This window comes from Streptomyces sp. NPDC022552 (assembly GCF_055561875.1).
In genome coordinates this window covers 166,498-187,541 of sequence record NZ_JBVHGJ010000012.1, presented here as the reverse complement: position 1 = coordinate 187,541, position 21,044 = coordinate 166,498, and the positions used below count along the sequence as shown (strand labels likewise).

The window sequence follows — 21,044 nt, the reverse complement described above, 5'->3', positions numbered from 1 at the left end:
CGTGCGCACACGTCTCCTCCCGCTTCTCCTCGTCCTGATGGCCGGGGTGCTGCTCGCCCTCGGCTTCCCGCTCGCCGCGAGCCTCGCCGCGGCCGAGCAGCAGCGCGTGGTCGTCGACCGTCTCGACGACGCGGCGCGGTTCGCCGCGCTCGCCCAGTTCGTCAGCGAGTCCGAACCCACGGTGGACGAGCGCCGCACCACCCTCAGGGGTGAACTCGCCAGCTACCACGACGTGTACGGCATCAGGACCGGCATCTTCTACCGCGACAACCGGGCCATGGCTGCCGCGCCCCAGGACTGGGTCGTCCCGTACGAGGGCGAGGGCCGCCGCGCCTTCAACGAGGCGCTGCTCGGACGCCGCAGCCACGACCCGCCGCAGGTGTGGCCGTGGCAGCCGCACGCCCGTCTCACTATCGCCTCTCCGGTCGTACGGGACGGTGACGTCGTCGCCGTCGTGGTGACCGACTCGCCCACCGGACAGCTGCGTTCCCGCATCCTGAGCGGCTGGCTGATCATCGCGGCCGGGGAGTCGGCCGCGATGCTGCTCGCCGTCGGCGCCGCCTTCCGGCTCACCGGCTGGGTGCTGCGGCCGGTCCGCGTCCTGGACGCGGTCACCCACGACATCGCCACCGGCCGGATGAAGTCCCGGGTCGCCGCGGCCGGCGGACCGCCCGAACTGCGCCGTCTGGCCCGCTCGTTCAACGAGATGGCCGACAACGTCGAGGACGTTCTCGAGCAGCAGCGGGCCTTCGTCGCCGACGCCTCGCACCAGCTGCGCAACCCGCTCTCGGCGCTGCTGCTCCGTATCGAACTGCTCGCCCTGGAGCTCCCCGAGGGCAACGAGGAGATCGCCTCCGTCCGCACCGAGGGCAAGCGGCTCGCCCAGGTCCTCGACGATCTGCTGGGCCTCGCGCTCGCCGAGCACGCCGCCGCCGACCTGCGGCTCACCGACATCGGCGCGCTCGCGGCCGAGCGGGTGGCGGCGTGGCGTCCGCTCGCCGAGGAGAAGGGTGTACGGCTCGGGGGAGAGCGGCGGGCGGTGACGGCCTGGGCGGACCCGGTGGCGCTCTCCAGCGCGCTCGACGCGGTGATCGACAACGCGCTGAAGTTCACCCCGGAAGGGGAGGAGGTCACGGTCGCCGTGGCGTCCGAGGGCGACAGCTGCACGGTCGTGGTGGCGGACGCGGGGCCGGGGCTCACGCCGGAGGAGCTCGACCGGGTCGGCGACCGCTTCTGGCGCAGCAACCGCCACCAGAACATCAAGGGCTCGGGGCTCGGTCTGTCGATCGCCCAGGTCCTGCTCGCGGCGGGCGGCGGCTCGATCGCCTACGCGCCGAACGAGCCGCACGGGCTGCGCGTGACGGTCACGGTACCGAGGACGGGGCCGCAGGGGCGTTGAGGGTGCTCGGCGGGTGCTCGTCGGCGCCTGTCAGCCGCTCGGGGTGCCGTGAGGCAGAGGCGTTCGGGGGCTACGGCCGACGGGTATGCCTGACGGCTGCGGCTGCGGCTGCGGCTGCGGCTGCGGCTACGGCTTCACGGAGCGGTAGTAGCGGCGTGCGCCCTCGTGCAGGGACAGCGGTTCCGTGTAGATCGCGGTGCGCAGATCCACCAGCTGGGCGGGGTGGACCTGGCCGCCGATCCGGTCCCGGCTTCTGATCACCGTACGGGTCAAACCTTCCACCAGCGCCGAATCGGCCGTGTCCGTCGTCACGAGCAGGTTGGCCACGGCCACCGTCTCCACCGGCTGACCGTCCTGCGCCTGCTTGTACGCGTCCGCCGGGATGACCGCTGACCGGTAGTGACGGGTCGACTCGCCCACGTCGTGCAGCTTGTCCACCAAGGCCATGTCCATCGAGACCAGCCGCACCGGCATGCGCTCGGACAGCGCCTGGACGGCCTGTGTGGGCAGACCGCCCGACCAGAAGAACGCGTCCAGCTCCCCGCGCTCCAGCAGGTCCGGCATGGTGTCGATACCGGCCGACACCGGCTTGATGTCGGTGCCGGGGGCGAGTCCGCCCGCCGCGAGCACCCGATCCGCGATGAGCCGGACGCCGGATCCCTCCTGACCGACTCCGACGCGCAGCCCGCGCAGATCGGCGATGGACCGGACGGGCGATGTCTTGGGGACGACGAGCTGGACGTAGTCGTCGTAGAGGCGGGCGGAGCCCCGGAGCCGGTCGAAGCCGGGCTTCCGGTCGTGCTGGTACTGGGCCACGGCGTCGGCCGTCGCGATGGTGAAGTCCGCCTCGCCCGAGGCCAGCCGCGCGAGGTTCTGCTGGGAGCCCTCGCTGTTCTTGAGCGTTATCGAGACATCCGGCAGATCGGTGGCGAGGGCCTGCCGCAGCAGCTCGCCGTACCGCTGGTACACCCCGGTGGGCACGCCCGTACTGACGGTGACCCGGCCACTCGGCGCCGGGGGACCGAAAGGAACCAGCCACCACACCAGCAGCCCGCACACCACCAGAAGCGCCGCCGACACCTGGAACAGGCGGCGGCGGGCGGCACGGGAGAGGGCGGTGAGCATGGCGCGATCCTGCCAGTTCCCTCCCCGCTCTGGCCAGGCCCGCTTCCGAGCCGCCGGCCGTGAGGGCGGGTGGGCACGCGCGCGTGGGGGTGGGCTGTGCCGGTGCCCTGCCGGTGTTCCGCTCGTCAGAGGCCGGTCGCCTGGGTCCGCAGCCACGCGAGCAGCGCGGCGATCCGGGCGTCCCGCTCCGGCGGTCGCGGGCTGAGCAGGTGGTATCCCGTGCCGTCCTCGACCAGTCCGAAGGGCGCCACCAGCTGGCCGCGCACGAGGTCGTCATGGACGAGGGCGTACGGACCGATGGCCACGCCGACGCCGGCGACGGCCGCCTGGAGCGCCAGATAGAAGTGCTCGAAGGTCTGCTCGCCGGCGGGCTCGACGCTTCGACGCGTGATGCGCTGCCAGTCGGCCCACGCCCGGGGCCGTGTGCTCGTGTGCAGGATCGTCACTCCGGCGACCCCGGCCCCGTCCCCGAGCCGCTCCGCCAGGTCGGGGCTGCAGACCGGACCGATCCGTTCCAGAAAGAGGGGAGAGCGGCACACGTCCGCCGGTACGGGAAAGTCGTCGCGGCGCACGGCGACGTCGACGGGGTCCCGCTCGAAGGAGACGGGTCCCCCGCCCGCCGACAGATGCACCGTGAGGTCCGGCACCTGGCTCGCGAGGTCCGGCAGCCGGGGAATGAGCCAGCGCATGAGGAGCGTCGGTTCGCAGGACAGCGCGAGCGGCCCTCCGAGCTCGCGCCGCGCCACCTCTCGGGCCGCCGCGTCGACCTGGTCGAGGGCGTCATGGACGGCGGCCGCGAGGCTACGGGCCTGAGGGGTCGGCCGCAGGGAGCGGGTCCCACGCTCGAAGAGCGTGACACCCAGGGACTTCTCCAGGTTCTGGATCTGGCGGCTGACCGCGCCGTGGGTCACATGGAGCTCCTCGGCGGCCCGGGTCATGCTCGCGTGCCGCACCGTCGCCTCGAAGGGCAGCAGCGAGTTCAGCGGGGGGAGGTCCGGCCAGCGCATGTGTGAAATCTACTCACAGGTGGGGTGAGAAGGAATCGCTTGTCCAGCGGCTTTCCCGGCGTCAGGGTTGACGTCAGTGGCGATCGCGTCACGAGAACGACCTGAGGAGGACGAGGCATGAGGCGGCTACCCCCGGCGGATCCCGTGACGAGCGTCGCGGTCCTCGCGGACGACCTCACGAGCGCGGGCGACGCCGCGGCACCGTTTCGCGGGACCGGGCACCGGGCGCAGGTCCTGCTGCCGAGAGTCGGCGCGGACGTCGCGGCCCGGGACGGGGTCGTCGCCGTCGACCTCGGCAGCCGCCTGCTCGACGAGGCCACGGCCGTGGCCCTGACCTGGCGGGCCGCGGGCGCCTTCGCGGGTGCCGACCTGCTGATCAAGACCGTCGACTCCACGCTCCGGGGCCATGTGGCGGCCGAGATCCGCGCCGCCCACTCCGGATCCGGCCGACAGGCCGTCGTCGTCGCGCCCGCGTTCCCCGCCGAGGGCAGGACGACGGTCCACGGGATCCAGCACGTCCAGGGCGTGCCCGTGCACGATACGGAGTTCGCCCACGACCCGGTGCACCCGGTCCGCACCTCGGACCTGGCCCGTCTGCTGCCCGAAGCGGAGCTGCTCGGACCGGAGCAGTTCGGGAAGCTGCCCGAGCTGATCGAGGCGGGAGGCGTGTTCGTCTGCTCGGCGGCCACCGACGCCGACCTCGGCCTCCTGGTCTCCTCCGTGCCCCGACCGGACGACGTCCTCTGGGTGGGCTCCCCGGGCCTCGCCGCGGCACTGGCCGCCCGCCACACCCGTGACCCCGCGGTCCCCGCGGCCGAACTCCCGTCTTCCCGCCGTCCGTTGGTCGTGGTCGGCAGCGCGCACCCGGCCACGCGCCGCCAGCTGGACCGGTTGCGTACGCGCGGGGACGTGGGCACGGCCGATACCGGCAACGGCCCGGCCGCGGCCGTCGAGGTCCTGCGGCGATCGGCCGCGCCCATGCTCGCCGTCCACACGCCCGACGCCCGCCGTACGGCATCCGACGCGCTGACGGGCGATCTCGCCGCCGTCGTGAGCGCCTTGGTGGAGGAAGGCCTCGTCGACGGAGTCGTACTGACCGGCGGCGAGACCGCGGTCACCGCGCTCGAAGCCCTCGGGGCCGCCGGTGTCGACCTGGTGGACGAGCCCGAGCCGGGGGTTGCACGGGGCCTGCTGCTCGGCCGGCCCCGCATCCCCGTCCTGATCAAGGCGGGCGGCTTCGGCGACGACGGAACGCTCGACCGTCTCTGTCGCCTCCTCATGGAGGGCGGGCCGGTCTCATGACGCGACCCATCGCCATCACGATGGGCGACCCGAGCGGCGTCGGTCCCGAGATCACCGTCAAGGCGTACGCCGACCCCCGGCGCCGCCCTCCGGTCGTGGTCATCGGCGATCCGGACACCCTCGCCCGGGCCTGCCGCGTCACGGGTACCGAACTGACCCCGCGACCGATCTCCGCCGTCGCCGAAGCGGCCCACAGTCCGGGAGTGATGGACGTCCTCCCCGTAGGCGCGCTCCCCGCGGACCTACCGCTCGGCACGGTGGACGCCCGTTCCGGAGCCGCCTCGTTCCAGTACGTACGCCGAGGCATCGAGCTCGCCCTCGAAGGCGAGATCCGGGCGCTGACCACGGCACCGATCAACAAGGAGGCGCTCAGGCTGGCAGGGCTGCCCTACCCGGGCCACACCGAGATCCTCGCCGAGCTCTCGGGCACCGAGGACTACGCCATGATGATGGCCAACGACGAGCTCCGCGTGGTCCTGGTCACCGTCCACCGGTCACTGCGCTCGGCACTCGACTCCCTCACCACCGCCCGTGAGCTGGAGATCATCCGGATCACGCACCGGACGCTCCTGGCCGGCCGCGCCAAGGGCGCCCGTCCCCGCATCGCCGTCGCCGCCCTCAACCCCCATGCCGGTGAGAACGGGCTCTTCGGCCGAGAGGACCTCGACATCATCGAACCGGCCGTGCGCGCCGCTCGGCGGGAAGGCATCGACGCCAGCGGCCCCTGGGCCGCCGACACGGTCTTCATGCGCGCCCGTGCGGGCGAGTTCGACGTGGTGGTCGCGCAGTACCACGACCAGGGGCTCATACCGGTCAAGTACCTGGGCCTGGAGCACGGCGTCAACATCACCATCGGCCTGCCGTTCGTGCGGACCAGCGTCGACCACGGCACCGCCTTCGACCTCGTCGGTCAGGGCACCGCCGACCACACCAGCCTGCTGACCGCCCTGCACCAGGCGGACGAACTGGCCCAGCCACCCGCACCCGAGCCGGAGGACCCCCGTGGACTTCATCTTCATGCTCACCCGTGACGACAGGACCGTCACGGACTGCCTCGACGTCCTCGACACCGTCCGGGATCTCGGCATCGGCCACCTCGGTTTCAAGGACGTCGGAGTCGAAGCGGCCACCCTCGACCGGCTCCACCGGCAGATCAAGGACATGGGCGCCACCAGCTACCTCGAAGTGGTCAGCACCACCCGCGACGAAGCCCTCACCTCCGTCCGGCACGCCGTCGACCTCGGCGTCGACCGGCTCATGGGCGGCACCTGGATCGACGAGACGCTGGCACTCCTCGCCGGCACCGGCATCGAGTACCTCCCCTTCGCCGGTGAACCGGCCGGCCACCCCACCCGCCTCGCGGGTGGCCCCGACCGGGTCGCCGAGGACTGCCGCCGGGCCGAGGCCGCAGGCTGCGCCGGCGTCGACCTCCTCGCCTACCGGGCCACCGACGCGGACCCCCTCGACCTCGTCCGCGCCGCCCGAGCGGCCACCACGGGGCGCCTGGTCGTGGCCGGCAGCATCGCCACCAGGGCCCGGATACAGGACCTGGCGGCCGCCGGAGCCGACGCCTTCACCATCGGATCGGCCGCCTTCGACGGCTCCCTGCGCCCCGACGCGGGCACGCTCGCCGCCCAGCTCAGGGAGGCCCTCGAAGCCGCCGGGAGCGCCCCCGTACCGTCGCGATGGCAGCGTGGGCCGGGGCAATCCCCGGCACCGCATACCCTTGTTCCATGACCAGCAGCGACCGGAGCCAGGCAGTGGACGTCCAGCGAACCTACGAAGTACGCACCTATGGGTGCCAGATGAACGTCCACGACTCCGAGCGGCTCTCCGGTCTGCTGGAGGACGCCGGCTACGTCCGCGCCCCCGAGGGCTCGGACGGCGACGCCGACGTCGTCGTCTTCAACACCTGCGCGGTCCGTGAGAACGCCGACAACAAGCTCTACGGCAACCTGGGCCGGCTCGCCCCCAGGAAGACCTCGCGCCCGGGCATGCAGATCGCCGTGGGCGGCTGCCTGGCCCAGAAGGACCGCGACACCATCGTCAAGAAGGCCCCCTGGGTCGACGTCGTCTTCGGCACGCACAACATCGGCAAGCTGCCGGTCCTCCTGGAGCGCGCCCGCGTCCAGGAAGAGGCCCAGATCGAGATCGCGGAGTCGCTGGAGGCCTTCCCCTCCACGCTGCCGACCCGTCGCGAGTCCGCGTACGCCGCCTGGGTCTCGATCTCCGTCGGCTGCAACAACACGTGCACCTTCTGCATCGTCCCGGCGCTGCGCGGCAAGGAGGAGGACCGCCGCCCCGGCGACATCCTCGCCGAGATCGAGGCCCTGGTGGCCGAGGGCGTCTCCGAGATCACCCTCCTCGGCCAGAACGTCAACGCGTACGGCTCCGACCTGGGCGACCGCGAGGCGTTCTCCAAGCTGCTGCGTGCCTGCGGCGGGATCGAGGGCCTGGAGCGGGTCCGCTTCACCTCGCCGCACCCCCGCGACTTCACGGACGACGTCATCGCCGCGATGGCCGAGACCCCGAACGTGATGCCGCAGCTCCACATGCCGCTTCAGTCCGGCTCGGACACGGTCCTCAAGGCCATGCGCCGCTCCTACCGGCAGGAGCGTTTCCTCGGCATCATCGAGAAGGTGCGCGCCGCCATCCCGCACGCCGCCATCTCCACCGACATCATCGTGGGCTTCCCCGGCGAGACCGAGGAGGACTTCGAGCAGACGATGCACACGGTCCGTGAGGCCCGCTTCGCCAACGCCTTCACCTTCCAGTACTCCAAGCGGCCCGGGACCCCCGCGGCCGAGATGGACGGGCAGATTCCCAAGGAGGTCGTGCAGGCGCGCTACGAGCGCCTCGTCGCGCTCCAGGAGGAGATCTCCTGGGAGGAGAACAAGAAGCAGGTCGGCCGGACGCTGGAGGTCATGGTCGCCGAGGGCGAGGGCCGCAAGGACGGCACCACGCACCGCCTCTCCGGGCGCGCCCCCGACAACCGGCTCGTCCACTTCACCAAGCCGGACCAGGAGGTCCGCCCGGGCGATGTGGTGACCGTCGAGATCAGCTACGCCGCCCCGCACCACCTCCTCGCCGAGGGCCCGACGACCTCCGTCCGCCGTACCCGCGCGGGCGACGCCTGGGAGAAGCGCAACGCCGAGGCTGCCGCCAAGCCCGCGGGCGTCCTGCTCGGACTTCCGAAGATCGGTGTTCCGGACCCGCTCCCCGCGGCTGCGGCCCCCGCCTGCGGAAGCCACTGACACCGACAACCGACACATCCGGAGCGGGGGGCCGTCATGGGAAAGTGGATCATCGTCGCGCAGCGCGGCAGCAATGGGGACACGTACCGCTGCGAAGTGGTCCGGAGAGTCGCCGGATCACGGGAGGACGCGCAGGAGGCGATGCGCGCCGTCTCGCTCACCTTCTGCGAGCCGTGGCGCGAGAAGTCGCGCGAGGTGTACCAGTACCCCAGTGGTGACAGCTGTCTGCTGATCGTCAGGGGGCTCATGTCGGAGACGCTGATCACGCTGAGCATCGCCGAACAGGTCCACGATTCGGCCGACCCCGCGCCCGCGTCGCCGGAACCGCGGGACAGCGTCCCGCCCATGGACCGGAGCCCGTCGCAGTAGGCTGCGGATCATGCTTGTCGCCGCAGCCGTCTGTCCCTGTCCTCCCCTGCTCGTGCCCGACGTGGCGGCAGGGGCCGCCGGTGAGCTCGACGCGGCCCGGACGGCCTGCGTCGATGCCCTCGGGCTGCTCGCCGCGTCCCGGCCGGACCGGCTCTATGTCGTCGGCCCCGCGGACGAGGGAGCGCACGGAACGTTCCCCGCCGGTTCGACCGGCAGCTTCGCGGGCTTCGGTGTCGACCTCTCCGTACAGCTCGGATCCGGGCCGGCGGGGGAGCGCCGACTGCCCACGTCCCTCGCCGTCGCCGCCTGGCTGCTGCGGCGTGCGGACTGGGCCGACGCTCCCGTCGAAGGGCTCGGGGTCGGAGAGCCGCTGGAGGCCGGCCGATGCGCTTCCACCGGCCGCCGGCTGGCCGTCGCGGCCGACCGTGTCGCGCTCCTGGTCATGGGGGACGGCAGTGCCTGCCGGACCCTCAAGGCGCCCGGCTACCTGGACGAGCGTGCCGCCGCCTTCGACGTGGAGGCCGCCCGGGCGCTGGGCGCGGCGGATGTGGACGCCCTCCTCGGGTTGGACGAGAAGCTGGCGTACGAACTGAAGGCGGCCGGCCGGGCCCCCTGGCAGGTCCTCGCGGGCGCGGCCGAGGGCGCCGGTCTCGACGGCAGGCTGCTGTACGAGGCCGCCCCGTACGGCGTCGGCTACTTCGTCGCCGCCTGGTCGTAGCGACCCGAGCACCCATCACGGAGCGCGCGCAGAACGGCGGACGGCCGCGGAGCATCGCGCGCTCCGTGGCCGTCCGCCGTGTGGGAGGGACCGTCGGGTGACGCCGGGCGGTGAGGCCGGCGGTGATCCCGGACGTCAGGCGTCAGGCGGCCGGCGGGGTGGGCGGCGTCGGCGGGGTCGCCGGACCCTGGCCGCCGCCCGGAACCGTGCCCGGGCCCGCGGTGCCGCCGTGAGCCGTGCCCGGGCCCGCGGTGCCGCCGTCGTCCTTGTGGGCGATCCGCCCCAGGGCGCCCTTGGCCTTGCCGGTGCCCGATTCGATCTTGGCGCTGTACTTGCCCTTGGTCTTCTCGTCGACCACCCTCGCCGCCTTCTCCAGCCCGTGGTCGATCTTGGCCTCATGCTGCTGCGCGAGGTCCGAGACCTTCTCCTTCGCCGGGGCGAGCTTGGCCTTCAATGAATCCAGGAGACCCATGGGTCACCTTCCCTCCGGTGAGTCCGTCTGCCGGGCCCTGTCTCCAGGAACCGCTACTTCCGGGCGCTTTCTCCGGCCTCGTTGTCCGCGGCCTCGTCCGCCGACTGCTGCTTCGGGATCTCGACGGCCTCGACCACCTCGACGGCCTCCACCACGCCTTCCCCGTCGCCCGGTTCCGACACCTCGGCCGGCTCGGCGGTCGAGCCCGCCCCGGTGCCGTCCTTCGTCTCGGCCTCGGTGGCCTCGCCGCTCGGTGCTCCGGCCTCCGCCTCCTCCGGCGCGTCCGTCACGACGACAGCCTGGGCCTCCTCCGTCGACGCCTCGGCAGCTTCCTTGCCCTTCCGCCGAAACATTGCAAAAACGCCCATTTCCACTCCATAGCGTACTCGTGTGGGAAAAGCCCCGCGGCGCCCGGGGCGCCCTGTTGCGCCACCCGGCGCAGCCGGTACGGAAACCGGCGGTCGGAACCTCGCAACTGGCAACGAACCCGGTTGCGCGCCGTCACGTCGCTCATTCGGGGACCTGCCGGGAGGTTTGCGAGACTGTGACGGTGAGAAGTGCAGCTCCCGCCCCGCGGGTCATCGCCGTCGTCGGTCCCACAGCGGCCGGAAAGTCCGATCTGGGCGTATTCCTCGCCCAGCAACTGGGCGGCGAGGTCGTCAACGCCGACTCGATGCAGCTCTATCGAGGGATGGACATCGGTACCGCCAAGCTGACGCTCGAAGAGCGCGGCGGCATCCCGCACCACCTCCTCGACATCTGGGACGTGACGGAGGCCGCCAGCGTCGCCGAGTACCAGCGCCTCGCGCGCGCCGAGATCGACCGGCTGCTCGCCGCGGGCCGTACCCCGATCCTGGTCGGGGGCTCCGGCCTGTACGTCCGGGGCGCCATCGACGCGCTCGAGTTCCCGGGCACCGACCCGGTCGTCCGCGCCCGCCTGGAGGCCGAGCTCGAGGAGCGGGGCTCCGGCGTCCTGCACACCCGCCTCGCCGAGGCCGACCCGGAGGCGGCGCGCGCGATCCTGCCGAGCAACGGCCGCCGCATCGTCCGGGCCCTGGAGGTCATCGAGATCACCGGCAAGCCGTTCACGGCCAATCTGCCCGGCCCGGACTCGGTCTACGACACCGTGCAGATCGGCGTCGACGTGGCCCGCCCCGAGCTCGACGCGCGGATCACCACGCGCGTGGACCGGATGTGGGAGGACGGACTCGTGGACGAGGTGCGCGCCCTGGAGGCGCGCGGACTGCGGGAGGGGCGTACGGCCGCCCGCGCACTCGGCTACCAGCAGGTGCTCGCGGCGCTCGCGGGGGAGTGCACGGAGGACGAGGCGCGCGCGGAGACCGTACGCGCCACCAAGCGCTTCGCGCGCCGCCAGGACTCCTGGTTCCGGCGCGACCCGCGGGTCCACTGGCTGAGTGGAGCGGCGGAAGACCGCGGGGAACTCCCGCGGGATGCGCTGACGTTGGTCGAACGAGCGGTCACAGCCTGATCACGTGATGGCATCGGGACGCCATGCCCGTCATTCCAGGGGTCTCTGGCGTGCCATCATCGAGCATCGATCGACCAAGTGGAGTCCGAGTGGGAGGGCGCGTGGCGATGGAGGCCGGCCCTCGCGACAGAGAACAGCAGGAAGCCGCCCCGGGCGAAGCTCCGGGTGACACGCCCGGTTTGAGCCCGGACGGTCCGGACGAGGCCGAAGGCACGTCCGTCGAGGTCGACGCCGACGAGGTCGAGGTCGAGCTGCGGCCGCAGCGCCGCCTGCGGATCTGGCAGCTCGCGCCCATCGTGGGCCTCGCCGCCCTCGGCTCGCTGATGTTCGCCTTCCCCCTCGCCTTCGGGTCCGGTGACGGCGGTGCCGTCGTCGCCATGCTCGGCCTGCTGATCAGCTCCTGCGCGGCCGGCTGGGGCATGATGGCCGCCCGCAGGGTCGGCTCCGCCTGGCCGGGGCTCCCGGCCCGCGGCTCCGGCGAGCGGCCGAACTGGCGCGTGATCGCCCTGTACGTGTTCTTCAGCGCGCTCCTGGTCGCCCTGGCCGTCTGGCGCGTGGCCCGCCTCCGCTGAGGCGGCCCCGCCTGAGGGGTGGATCTTCCGGGCGACTGTCGGACCCGGCCCGTACAGTTGATCCCGTGACCACGACACAGACCTCAGGCATCGCATTCCTCAAGGGCCACGGAACCGAGAACGACTTCGTGATCCTCCCGGACGCCGACAACGCCATCGAGCTGCCGGCCGCCGTCGTCGCGCGGATCTGCGACCGACGGGCCGGTATCGGCGGCGACGGTGTGCTGCACGTGGTCCGCAGCGCGGCCCACCCCGAGGCCCGCGCCATGGCCGAAGAGGCCGAGTGGTTCATGGACTACCGCAACGCGGACGGCTCGGTCGCCGAGATGTGCGGCAACGGTGTCCGCGTCTTCGCCCGCTATCTGGAGCACGCCGGACACATCACCGCCGGCGAGGTCGCCGTCGCCACGCGTGGCGGGGTCAAGCGCGTCCACCTGGACAAGGACGGCTCCGTCACCGTCGCCATGGGCCGCGCCCGGCTCCCCGAGGACGGCGTCACCGTCACCGTCGACGGCCGCAGCTGGTCCGCCCGCAACGTGAACATGGGCAATCCGCACGCCGTCGCGTTCGTCGAGTCCCTCGACCACGCCGGTGATCTGTTCACCGAGCCCCCGTACGCTCCGGCCGAGGTTTTCCCGGACGGTGTGAACATCGAGTTCGTCGCCGACCGCGGCACGCGCCACGTGGCCATGCGCGTCCACGAGCGCGGTGCCTCCGAGACCCGTTCCTGCGGCACGGGCGCCTGCGCCGTCGCCGTTGCCACCGCCCGCCGTGACGGCGTCGACCCCTCGGTGAGCGGTGAGCCCGTCGCGTACACCGTGGACGTCCTCGGCGGGTCGCTGACCATCACCGAGCACCCCGACGGTGAGGTGGAGATGACCGGTCCGGCCGTCATCGTCGCCGAAGGCACCATCGACCCCGCCTGGCTCGCCGACCACTGAGCCTCCGGCACGCTCACCGATAAGACCGGTAAGCACCAAAAGCACCCGACGGACAGATTCGAAACAGTCAACGACTGATCCTTCGCTCGAATGGGTGATCCGTTTCACGCTGAGCGAGAGCAGCACTGCGCCACGTGGTGGGGTCGGTAGCATCAAGCACCGGCCCCGCGGGCACGCCTTGCCCGTCCACCGCCGGTCGACGTCGCCGGAGGTGCCCCATGAGTGCAGAGGCCACCAACCCTGTGAGCGCAGCGGAGGCCACGGGCTCCGACGCTCCCCGCAGTCGCGGCCGCGCCCGTGCGAGGCTCGACCTCCGTCGGCTGGGCCGCGCCGCACTGCTCGGACCCACCACCAGGGACCGGCTGCCCGACGCCATCGGGCATGTGGCGGAGGCCCATCGGGCCCACCATCCCGACGCCGATCTGGCCGTGCTGCGCCGCGCGTACGTCCTGGCCGAGTCCTCCCACCGCGGACAGTTCCGCAAGAGCGGTGAGCCGTACATCACCCATCCGCTCGCGGTCACCCTGATCCTCGCCGAACTCGGCGCCGAGACGACGACGTTGACCGCCGCCCTGCTCCACGACACCGTCGAGGACACGGAGGTGACGCTCGATCAGGTGCGGGAGCAGTTCGGCGACGAGGTCGCCTATCTCGTCGACGGCGTGACCAAGCTGGAGAAGGTCGACTACGGCGCCGCCGCCGAACCAGAGACCTTCCGCAAGATGCTCGTCGCCACCGGCAACGACGTCCGCGTCATGTCGATCAAACTCGCCGACCGGCTCCACAACATGCGCACCCTCGGTGTGATGCGCCCCGAGAAACAGGTCCGGATCGCCAAGGTGACCCGTGACGTCCTCATCCCGCTCGCCGAACGGCTCGGCGTCCAGGCGCTGAAGAGCGAGCTGGAGGACCTCGTCTTCGCGATCCTCCACCCCGAGGAGTACGAGAACACCCGTGCCCTCATCGCCGGGAACACCGGCGCGGGCGACGCCCTCGCCACCATCGCCGACAGCGTCGCAGCGGTCCTGCGCGAGGCGGACATCAGCGCCGAAGTCCTCGTCCGCCCCCGGCACTTCGTCTCCGTCCACCGCGTCCGCCTCAAGCGCGGCGACCTGCGGGGCAGCGACTTCGGACGGCTCCTCGTCCTGGTGGCCGAGGACGCCGACTGTTACGCCGTCCTCGGCGAACTCCACACTTGTTTCACCCCGGTGATCTCCGAGTTCAAGGACTTCATCGCGGCCCCCAAGTTCAACCTGTACCAGTCGCTGCACACCGCTGTCGCCGCCCCCGACGGGGCCGTCGCCGAAGTCCTCATCCGTACGCACCAGATGCACAAGGTCGCGGAGGCCGGTGTCGTCGCGCTGGGCAACCCGTACACGCCCCCGACGGGAGGCGACGGCGTCGAACCCGCCGAGGACGGCGAGCGCGCCGACCCGACCCGCCCCGGCTGGCTCTCCCGGCTCCTCGACTGGCAGCAGTCCACCCCCGATCCGGACACCTTCTGGACTTCGCTGCGCGCCGACCTCGCCGAGGACCAGGAGATCACCGTCTTCCGCGCCGACGGCGGCACACTCGGCCTGCCCGCCGGTGCGAGCTGTGTCGACGCCGCGTACGCCCAGCACGGCGCCGCGGCCCACGGCTGCCTGGGCGCGCGTGTCAACGGCCGCCTGGCGACGCTCAGTACGGTCCTGAACGACGGCGACACCGTTCAACTGCTCCTCGCCCAGGACTCCTCGTCCGGGCCCTCTCCGGAGTGGTTGGAGCACGCCCGTACACCCGCCGCGCGGATCGCGATCACGGCCTGGCTGCAGGCCCACCCGGAAGTCGTCGGAGCGCCGGAGGCCGACCCGAGGCCACCCGTCTCCGTCACGGCCGACCGGCGCTCGGGCGCCAAGCTCCACGCCGACCTACCCGGCGCTCCGGCCGCCGCCGTACGCCCGGCAGGCTGCTGCACCCCCGTACCCCCCGACGCGATCACCGGCTTCCAGGTGCGGGGCGGCTCCGTCACCGTGCACCGCATCGGCTGCGCGGCCGTCGGCACGATGAGACGGCTGGGGCGCGCACCCGTCTCCGTCCGCTGGGGCGACACCGCCGAGTGCCGCGTCACGCTCGTCGCCGAGGCCTTCGGCCGGCCGCGCCTCTTCGCCGACCTCACCGAGGCCATCGCCGGCGAGGGTGTCGCCGTCGTGTCGGCGACCGTCGAGCCCCCGAGCGAACAGCGTGTCCGGCACACGTACACCCTGCAACTTCCGGACGCGGCAGGTCTGCCCGCCCTGATGAGGGCCATGCGTGACGTACCGGGGGTGTACGACGTCAGCCGCGCCCGCCACCCCGCCACGCACGACGAGTGACGAGCGACGTCAGCCGTGGTGGCGGGGTGACCCCTTCGGGTGGCGGGTGAGCGCGCCGTCCGGGGGAGTGGCGAACGCACTGGTAGCCGTAGCCCATGCCGCTCACACCCCGAACCCCCTCCCCACGCGCGCGATGGCTGCGCGCCGCCGTCCTCGTCGCCGCTTCGGCCGGGCTCGTCGCCGCCGCCCTCCCCGCGCCGACACCGCTCGGCATCGGAGACCCGCTCTTCCCCCACCTCGGCAATCCCGGCTACGACGTCCTCACGTACGACATCTCGCTCACGTACCCCGGTGAGAACACCGAACCGCTCGCCGCCGTGACGCGGATCGAGGCGCTGGCCACGGCCGACCTGGAGCGGATCAACCTGGACTTCACGCACGGGACGGTCGCCTCCGTGACCGTCGACGGGGAGCCGGCGACCTTCGAGTCCAGCGGCGAAGACCTGGTGATCACCCCCGCCACGGCGACCGAGAGCGGCGACGCGATGACCATCGCCGTCACCCACACCAGCGATCCCACCGGCCCCGCCGACGCCGGCGGCTGGGTCCGGACCGGCGACGGCCTCGCCATGGCCAACCAGGCCGACGCCGCCCACCGGGTCTTCCCCTCCAACGACCACCCCGCCGACAAGGCGTACTTCACCTTCCGGATCACCGCCCCGGGCGCGCTCACGGCCGTCGCCAACGGTCTGCCCGCGGGCCGGACCTCCGACGGGTCCACCACCACCTGGACCTACCGCACGGCCCACCCCATGGCCACCGAACTCGCGCAGGTCTCCATCGGCCGCACCACCGTTGTCCACCGGACGGGGCCGCACGACCTGCCGCTGCGGGACGTGGTCCGCACGGCCGACCGGGACGTCCTGGAGCCCTGGCTCAAGCGCACCCCTGCCCACCTGGAGTGGATGGAGGGCCAGGTCGGCCGCTACCCCTTCGAGACCTACGGGCTGCTGATCGCCGACGCGACCACCGGTTTCGAGCTGGAGACCCAGACCCTCTCCCTCTTCGAGAGAAGACTCTTCACCGAGCCCGGGTTCCCGGAGTGGTACGTCGACTCGATCATGGTCCACGAGCTGGCCCACCAGTGGTTCGGCAACAGCGTCTCGCCCCGCACCTGGTCCGACCTGTGGCTCAACGAGGGGCACGCCAGCTGGTACGAGGCGTTGTACGCCGAGGAGACCGCGGGGCAGTCCATGGAACGGCGCATGAAGGCCGCCTACGCCGCCTCCGACGGCTGGCGCGCGGACGGCGGGCCGCCCGCCGCCCCGGAGCCGCCCACGCCCGGCCAGAAGATCAGCCTCTTCCGTCCCGTCGTGTATGACGGGAGCGCCCTCGTCCTCTACGCGCTGCGCGAGGAGGTCGGCGCGGAGGCCTTCCAGCAGCTGGAGCGTCGCTGGGTGAGCGAGCACAAGGACGCGACCGCCACCACCGCCGACTTCACCGCGCTCGCCTCCGACGTCGCGGGGCGTGACCTCACGTCCTTCTTCGCCGGCTGGCTGTACGCCGAGAAGACCCCGCCGATGCCCGGCCACCCGGACTGGCGCTCCCGGCCCGTCGAGAAAGTCCGGGGCGCGGTGAAACCCGGATGACGGGCTCGTGCCGACCGTGTCACCATCGTCAGGTCGACGACGCGGTCGGCCCGGGAATCTTTCCGTGCCGTCACACGTTGTGATCGACGCAACGACTTTCCATCGACGTAAGGATCAAATGACCTCCTCTTCATCCCCTTCCCAGGACGAGCAGAGCTTCGCGGACACGAGCCGCACCGAGAGCCTTCGGGCCGATGCCCTGATGGAAGAGGACGTCGCCTGGAGCCACGAGATCGACGGAGAGCGGGACGGCGATCAGTTCGACCGCTCCGAGCGCGCGGCCCTGCGGCGCGTGGCGGGCCTCTCCACCGAGCTCGAGGACGTCACCGAGGTCGAGTACCGGCAGCTGCGCCTGGAGCGCGTCGTGCTGGTAGGCGTATGGACCTCGGGGACCGTGCAGGACGCGGAGAACTCCCTCGCGGAGCTCGCGGCCCTCGCCGAGACGGCGGGTGCCCTCGTGCTCGACGGCGTGATCCAGCGCCGTGACAAGCCCGACCCGGCGACCTTCATCGGCTCGGGCAAGGCCCGTGAGCTGCGGGACATCGTGCTCGAGTCCGGCGCCGACACCGTCGTCTGTGACGGCGAACTCAGCCCCGGCCAGCTCATCGCCCTCGAAGACGTCGTCAAGGTCAAGGTGGTCGACCGGACCGCCCTGATCCTCGACATCTTCGCCCAGCACGCCAAGTCCCGAGAGGGCAAGGCGCAGGTCGCGCTCGCGCAGATGCAGTACATGCTGCCGCGACTGCGAGGCTGGGGTCAGTCGCTCTCCCGTCAGATGGGTGGCGGCGGCGGTGGCGGCATGGCCACCCGTGGTCCCGGTGAGACCAAGATCGAGACCGACCGGCGTCGGATCCGCGAGAAGATGGCGAAGATGCGCCGGGAGATCGCGGAGATGAAGACCGGCCGCGACATCAAGCGGCAGGAGCGGCGCCGTCACAAGGTTCCGTCGGTCGCCATCGCCGGATACACCAACGCGGGCAAGTCCTCGCTGCTCAACCGACTGACCGGCGCGGGTGTGCTGGTGGAGAACGCCCTGTTCGCCACCCTCGACCCGACCGTGCGCCGGGCCGAGACGCCCAGCGGCCGGGTGTACACCCTGGCCGACACCGTCGGGTTCGTACGGCATCTGCCGCACCACCTCGTCGAGGCGTTCCGCTCCACCATGGAGGAGGTCGCTGACTCCGACCTGATCCTCCACGTGGTGGACGGCTCGCACCCGGCCCCGGAGGAGCAGCTCGCCGCCGTGCGCGAGGTCTTCCGGGACGTCGGCGCGGTGAACGTGCCGGAGGTCGTGGTCGTCAACAAGGCGGACGCGGCCGACCCCCTCGTTCTGCAGCGGCTGCTGCGGGTCGAGCGGCACGTGATCGCGGTCTCCGCCCGCACGGGCGAGGGCATCGCGGAGCTGCTCGCGCTCATCGACGCCGAGCTGCCGCGGCCGCAGGTCGAGATCGAGGCACTCGTGCCGTACACGGAAGGCGGTCTCGTCTCCCGGGTGCACGCCGAGGGCGAGCTGCTCTCCGAGGAGCACACGCCCGAGGGCACGCTGCTCAAGGCGCGTGTGCACGAGGAGCTGGCGGCGTTCCTCACGCCGTACGTGCCGGCCGCTCACTGACCGGTTCGCCCACGCGACAGACGGAAGGCCCCGCCCCCCTCATCGGGGGCGGGGCCTTCCGCATGTCGTAGGCCGGTCTCCGCCGGAGCCCGGTACCTCGAGCGCGTCGGGTCAGCGGGCGAACTTCTTGCTCACCATCTCGTGCGCGTTCTTCGCGTCGCGGCCGAGCAGCGGTCCCGCCAGCCAGCCGTTGCCGCCGGCCGGGCCGATCGAGGTGTTCGACACCAGCGCGGTCGTACCGTTCGGCAGGGCACGGAACCAGCCGCCGCCGGACGAGCCACCGGTCATCGTGCAGCCGATGCGGTACATGGTCGGCGTGGCCGGTGCCGTGGTGAGCCGCGTCGCCCGGTCCAGGCACTTGTGCATGATCAGACCGTTGTACGGCGGCGCCGCCGGGTAGCCCCACGCGCCCACCGTTCCGGCCTGTGCCGGCGTCGGTGCCGAGAAGTCGACCGGCAGCGCCGCGCCGACGGTCTCCTCCAGGGACTTCTTGCCCTGGGCCGGCTTCACGTGCAGCACGGCGTAGTCGTACGGCCACGCGCCCTGTGACCCACCGCGCTGGATCCACTCGCCCGAGGTCACGGCCCAGTCGGCCCAGTACTGGCCGTACGGCGCCTCCTCGTGCGGCTTGGCGTTGCGCAGCGCCGCCGGCGACTTGCCGAGGTCGTTGTAGGCGGGGACGAAGGTGATGTTGCGGTACCAGCCGCCGCGCTGACCCGCGTGGACGCAGTGGCCCGCGGTCCACACCATGTTCGACTTCCCGGGCCGGCGGGGGTCCTTCACGATCGTCCCGGAGCAGACCATGTGGCCCTGGGGCGAGTCGAAGAAGATCTTGCCGACCGGCGCCGCGTTGCGGTGGTACGGCGTCTTCTCCCGCTGGGCCTGGACGGGCCGCGGCGTGGGGTCGCTGCCCCCGGAGCCCGCCGTCGTGGCCATCGACTGGTCCGGGCTCTTCGCGGACTGCATCCGCTGGGAGTCCCAGAGCCCCTCGATCACCGGGTTGACGAAGTCCTCGGCCTCACGGAGCCATGTGTCCGTGTTCCAGTTCTTCCACTCGCCGTTCTTCCACTTGTCCGGGTCGACGCCGTGCTTCTTCAGCTTGTCGGCGAGGTCCTGGGGAAGCCCGGCATCGCCGCCTCCGGTGGCGGGCGCGCTCGTCTCCGCCGCGGGCTTGTCGGCCGCCGGTGTCTCGGTCGGGCCGCAGGCGGTGGCGGTCAGCGCGAGTGCCGACGCCAGCGCGGCGAACGTCGGTATGAGTCGTGTGGAACGCATGAGTTGAGATCCCCCAGATGATGTTTCCCGCGTCCGGGCGACGCCACGGACCGAATACCACGGTCGCGTTGCCATGGACGCGTCACTTGCGGTGGACAGTATGCCCGTAGGAAGGGGCGGGACCCCGCAGGGTCCCGCCCCTCGGACCGACCGCCTAGCGGCCGGCGAACTTCTTGCTGACCTCGTCGTAGATGCCCTTGGCCTCGGCGCCCAGGCGCGGACCGGCCAGCCAGCCCGCCGTCACCGGGCCGATCGAGGTGTTGGACACCAGCGCCGGCTGACCGTCCTTGCCCGCGGCCACCCAGCCACCACCGGACGAACCACCGGTCATGGTGCAGCCGATGCGGTACATCGTCGGCTGATCCGCCTTCACCGAGAGACGGCCCGGCTTGTCCTTGCACTGGTACATCTTCTGGCCGTCGAACGGCGGGCCCGCCGGGTAGCCGGTCGCCTGCATGTTCGCGATCTTCGACACCGCGGGAGCGTTGAAGTCCACCGGGAGCGCCGAACCGACCGTCTCCTCAAGCGACTTGCCCGTGCTCCCCTTCTCCGGCGTCACATGGATCACCGCGAAGTCGTACGGAGCACCCTGACCGCCCGTCGCCGCGCCCTCGGAGATCCACTGCTCGGAGGTCTGGGCCCAGTCGCCCCACCACACGCCGTACGGCGCGACCTGCTCGCGGGTCGCGTTCTCCAGCTGCGCGGTCGGCAGCGCCTTGTCGTTGTACGACGGCACGAAGGCGATGTTGCGGTACCAGCCGCCCTTCTTGCCGGCGTGCACACAGTGGCCCGCTGTCCACACCATGTTGGACTTGCCGGGGTTGGCCGGGTCCTTCACGACCGTGGCCGAGCAGACCATCGATCCTTCGGGGCCGTCGAAGAACACCTTGCCCGCCTCGGGGGCGTTGGAGTGGTACGCCGCAGGTACACCCTTGGCCTTCACCGGCGCGGGGGTCGGGTCGGTCACTCCCTCGTCACCCGAGATGTCCTCCTCCTCGACCGGCTTGTCGGGGCGCTGCGCGTCCCGCATCCGGTCCGGGTCCCAGAGGTCCTCGATGATCGGGTTGACGTAGTCCTTCGCCTCACGCAGCCACTTGTCGCGGTCCCAGTTCTTCCACTCGCCGTTCCTCCACTTGTCCAGATCGATCCCGTGCTCCTTGAGCCGGTCCTTGAGATCGTCCGGAATCGTGATCTTGTCGCCGGTGGACGGGCTCGCGGGCGCGCTGGGCTTGTCGCCCGCGTTCTCCTCGGTCGGGCCGCAGGCCGTCGCCGTCAGCGTCAGCGCCGCGACGGCGGCTGCCGCGGCCAGCAGCGGACGAATCGATCGCATCTCGTGATCCCCCTGGGACTACGTCAACTTGTGCATGAGTGAACTGTGGTGGCGCCGTGACCGGCGCCGAAGTGCGGCCCCCACTATGCCGGTGCCGGAGGGGACGGTACCGAACAGGTCCACGGTTCCGGTCGGCGTGCGGTCGTTGCCCGGCCGTGATCCCCGCCACGTAAAGGATCTTGAGATTCTCCCGTGATCCTTGGGAGTTCCCGTCGTTGGTACGTACGGGGGACACAGAGGAG

The 21,044-nt window shown here is 71.8% G+C and carries 19 protein-coding genes; 13 read left to right on the top strand and 6 right to left on the bottom strand.

Going from position 1 to position 21,044, the window contains the following annotated elements:
- Position 1: 1 nt before the first annotated feature.
- Positions 2-1,399, top strand: a complete 1,398-nt coding sequence (locus tag ACZ3OF_RS27705) for a sensor histidine kinase (RefSeq protein WP_361680685.1) — start codon at positions 2-4, stop codon at positions 1,397-1,399.
- Between the two features lie 126 nt (positions 1,400-1,525).
- Here the strand turns inward: ACZ3OF_RS27705 and ACZ3OF_RS27700 are convergent, their stop codons facing one another.
- Together ACZ3OF_RS27700 and ACZ3OF_RS27695 are read right to left on the bottom strand one after the other, a co-directional pair.
- On the bottom strand, positions 1,526-2,524 hold the full coding sequence (locus ACZ3OF_RS27700; protein ID WP_361680682.1) for a TAXI family TRAP transporter solute-binding subunit: 999 nt from the start codon (positions 2,522-2,524) through the stop codon (positions 1,526-1,528).
- A gap of 125 nt (positions 2,525-2,649) precedes the next feature.
- Positions 2,650-3,531, bottom strand: a complete 882-nt coding sequence (locus tag ACZ3OF_RS27695; RefSeq protein WP_467307421.1) for a LysR substrate-binding domain-containing protein — start codon at positions 3,529-3,531, stop codon at positions 2,650-2,652.
- A gap of 117 nt (positions 3,532-3,648) precedes the next feature.
- Here ACZ3OF_RS27695 and ACZ3OF_RS27690 point away from each other — a divergent pair, with 117 nt between their 5' ends.
- Genes ACZ3OF_RS27690 through ACZ3OF_RS27665 form a run of 6 tightly spaced genes read left to right on the top strand, consistent with a single transcriptional unit; the run spans position 3,649 to position 9,174 of the window.
- Positions 3,649-4,833, top strand: coding sequence for a four-carbon acid sugar kinase family protein (locus tag ACZ3OF_RS27690; RefSeq protein WP_361680676.1), 1,185 nt, complete (start codon positions 3,649-3,651; stop codon positions 4,831-4,833).
- Complete coding sequence (pdxA, locus tag ACZ3OF_RS27685) at positions 4,830-5,864, top strand: 4-hydroxythreonine-4-phosphate dehydrogenase PdxA (RefSeq protein ID WP_361680673.1); 1,035 nt, start codon at positions 4,830-4,832, stop codon at positions 5,862-5,864. Before ACZ3OF_RS27690 ends, pdxA begins: the two co-directional genes overlap by 4 nt.
- A complete protein-coding gene (locus tag ACZ3OF_RS27680; RefSeq protein WP_361680670.1) occupies positions 5,836-6,570 on the top strand; it encodes a beta/alpha barrel domain-containing protein in 735 nt (244 codons plus the stop codon). Before pdxA ends, ACZ3OF_RS27680 begins: the two co-directional genes overlap by 29 nt.
- Positions 6,567-8,087 carry a tRNA (N6-isopentenyl adenosine(37)-C2)-methylthiotransferase MiaB gene (gene miaB / locus ACZ3OF_RS27675; protein ID WP_361680667.1) on the top strand — a complete coding sequence of 507 codons (1,521 nt, stop codon included), beginning with the start codon at positions 6,567-6,569 and terminating at the stop codon, positions 8,085-8,087. The genes ACZ3OF_RS27680 and miaB overlap by 4 nt, the downstream gene beginning before the upstream one ends.
- 36 nt (positions 8,088-8,123) lie before the next feature.
- Positions 8,124-8,456: a hypothetical protein gene (locus tag ACZ3OF_RS27670; RefSeq protein WP_361680664.1), complete on the top strand. Its 333-nt coding sequence runs from the start codon at positions 8,124-8,126 to the stop codon at positions 8,454-8,456.
- Positions 8,457-8,466: 10 nt separating this feature from the next.
- Positions 8,467-9,174 carry a class III extradiol dioxygenase subunit B-like domain-containing protein gene (locus ACZ3OF_RS27665; RefSeq protein WP_361680661.1) on the top strand — a complete coding sequence of 236 codons (708 nt, stop codon included), beginning with the start codon at positions 8,467-8,469 and terminating at the stop codon, positions 9,172-9,174.
- 142 nt (positions 9,175-9,316) lie between these two features.
- Here the strand turns inward: ACZ3OF_RS27665 and ACZ3OF_RS27660 are convergent, their stop codons facing one another.
- Both ACZ3OF_RS27660 and ACZ3OF_RS27655 read right to left on the bottom strand, forming a co-directional pair.
- The gene (locus tag ACZ3OF_RS27660; RefSeq protein ID WP_361680658.1) at positions 9,317-9,646 is read right to left on the bottom strand and encodes an antitoxin; all 330 of its coding nucleotides are present in this window, start codon (positions 9,644-9,646) and stop codon (positions 9,317-9,319) included.
- A gap of 53 nt (positions 9,647-9,699) precedes the next feature.
- Complete coding sequence (locus ACZ3OF_RS27655; RefSeq protein WP_361680655.1) at positions 9,700-10,014, bottom strand: hypothetical protein; 315 nt, start codon at positions 10,012-10,014, stop codon at positions 9,700-9,702.
- 182 nt (positions 10,015-10,196) lie between these two features.
- On the opposite strand from ACZ3OF_RS27655, the gene miaA reads away from it, so the two are divergent.
- The 6 genes from miaA (at position 10,197) to hflX (ending at position 18,200) form a co-directional block, all read left to right on the top strand.
- Positions 10,197-11,135, top strand: a complete 939-nt coding sequence (gene miaA / locus ACZ3OF_RS27650) for a tRNA (adenosine(37)-N6)-dimethylallyltransferase MiaA (protein WP_361680652.1) — start codon at positions 10,197-10,199, stop codon at positions 11,133-11,135.
- Between the two features lie 107 nt (positions 11,136-11,242).
- On the top strand, positions 11,243-11,707 hold the full coding sequence (locus ACZ3OF_RS27645; protein ID WP_361680787.1) for a hypothetical protein: 465 nt from the start codon (positions 11,243-11,245) through the stop codon (positions 11,705-11,707).
- Between the two features lie 65 nt (positions 11,708-11,772).
- Positions 11,773-12,648, top strand: coding sequence for a diaminopimelate epimerase (gene dapF, locus ACZ3OF_RS27640; RefSeq protein ID WP_361680649.1), 876 nt, complete (start codon positions 11,773-11,775; stop codon positions 12,646-12,648).
- 218 nt (positions 12,649-12,866) lie between these two features.
- Positions 12,867-14,999, top strand: coding sequence for a RelA/SpoT family protein (locus ACZ3OF_RS27635; protein ID WP_361680646.1), 2,133 nt, complete (start codon positions 12,867-12,869; stop codon positions 14,997-14,999).
- A 95-nt stretch (positions 15,000-15,094) separates the two neighbouring features.
- Positions 15,095-16,588 (top strand): M1 family metallopeptidase, encoded by a 1,494-nt coding sequence (locus tag ACZ3OF_RS27630; protein WP_467307415.1) that lies wholly within the window; start codon positions 15,095-15,097, stop codon positions 16,586-16,588.
- A 118-nt stretch (positions 16,589-16,706) separates the two neighbouring features.
- The gene (hflX, locus tag ACZ3OF_RS27625) at positions 16,707-18,200 is read left to right on the top strand and encodes a GTPase HflX (RefSeq protein ID WP_361680640.1); all 1,494 of its coding nucleotides are present in this window, start codon (positions 16,707-16,709) and stop codon (positions 18,198-18,200) included.
- Between the two features lie 111 nt (positions 18,201-18,311).
- On the opposite strand, the gene ACZ3OF_RS27620 is transcribed toward hflX, so the two are convergent.
- Both ACZ3OF_RS27620 and ACZ3OF_RS27615 read right to left on the bottom strand, forming a co-directional pair.
- Positions 18,312-19,472, bottom strand: coding sequence for a trypsin-like serine peptidase (locus tag ACZ3OF_RS27620; RefSeq protein ID WP_361680637.1), 1,161 nt, complete (start codon positions 19,470-19,472; stop codon positions 18,312-18,314).
- Positions 19,473-19,626: 154 nt separating this feature from the next.
- Entirely contained in the window at positions 19,627-20,802 is a 1,176-nt protein-coding gene (locus ACZ3OF_RS27615; protein ID WP_361680634.1) for a trypsin-like serine peptidase, read from the bottom strand.
- Between the last annotated feature and the right edge of the window lie 242 nt (positions 20,803-21,044).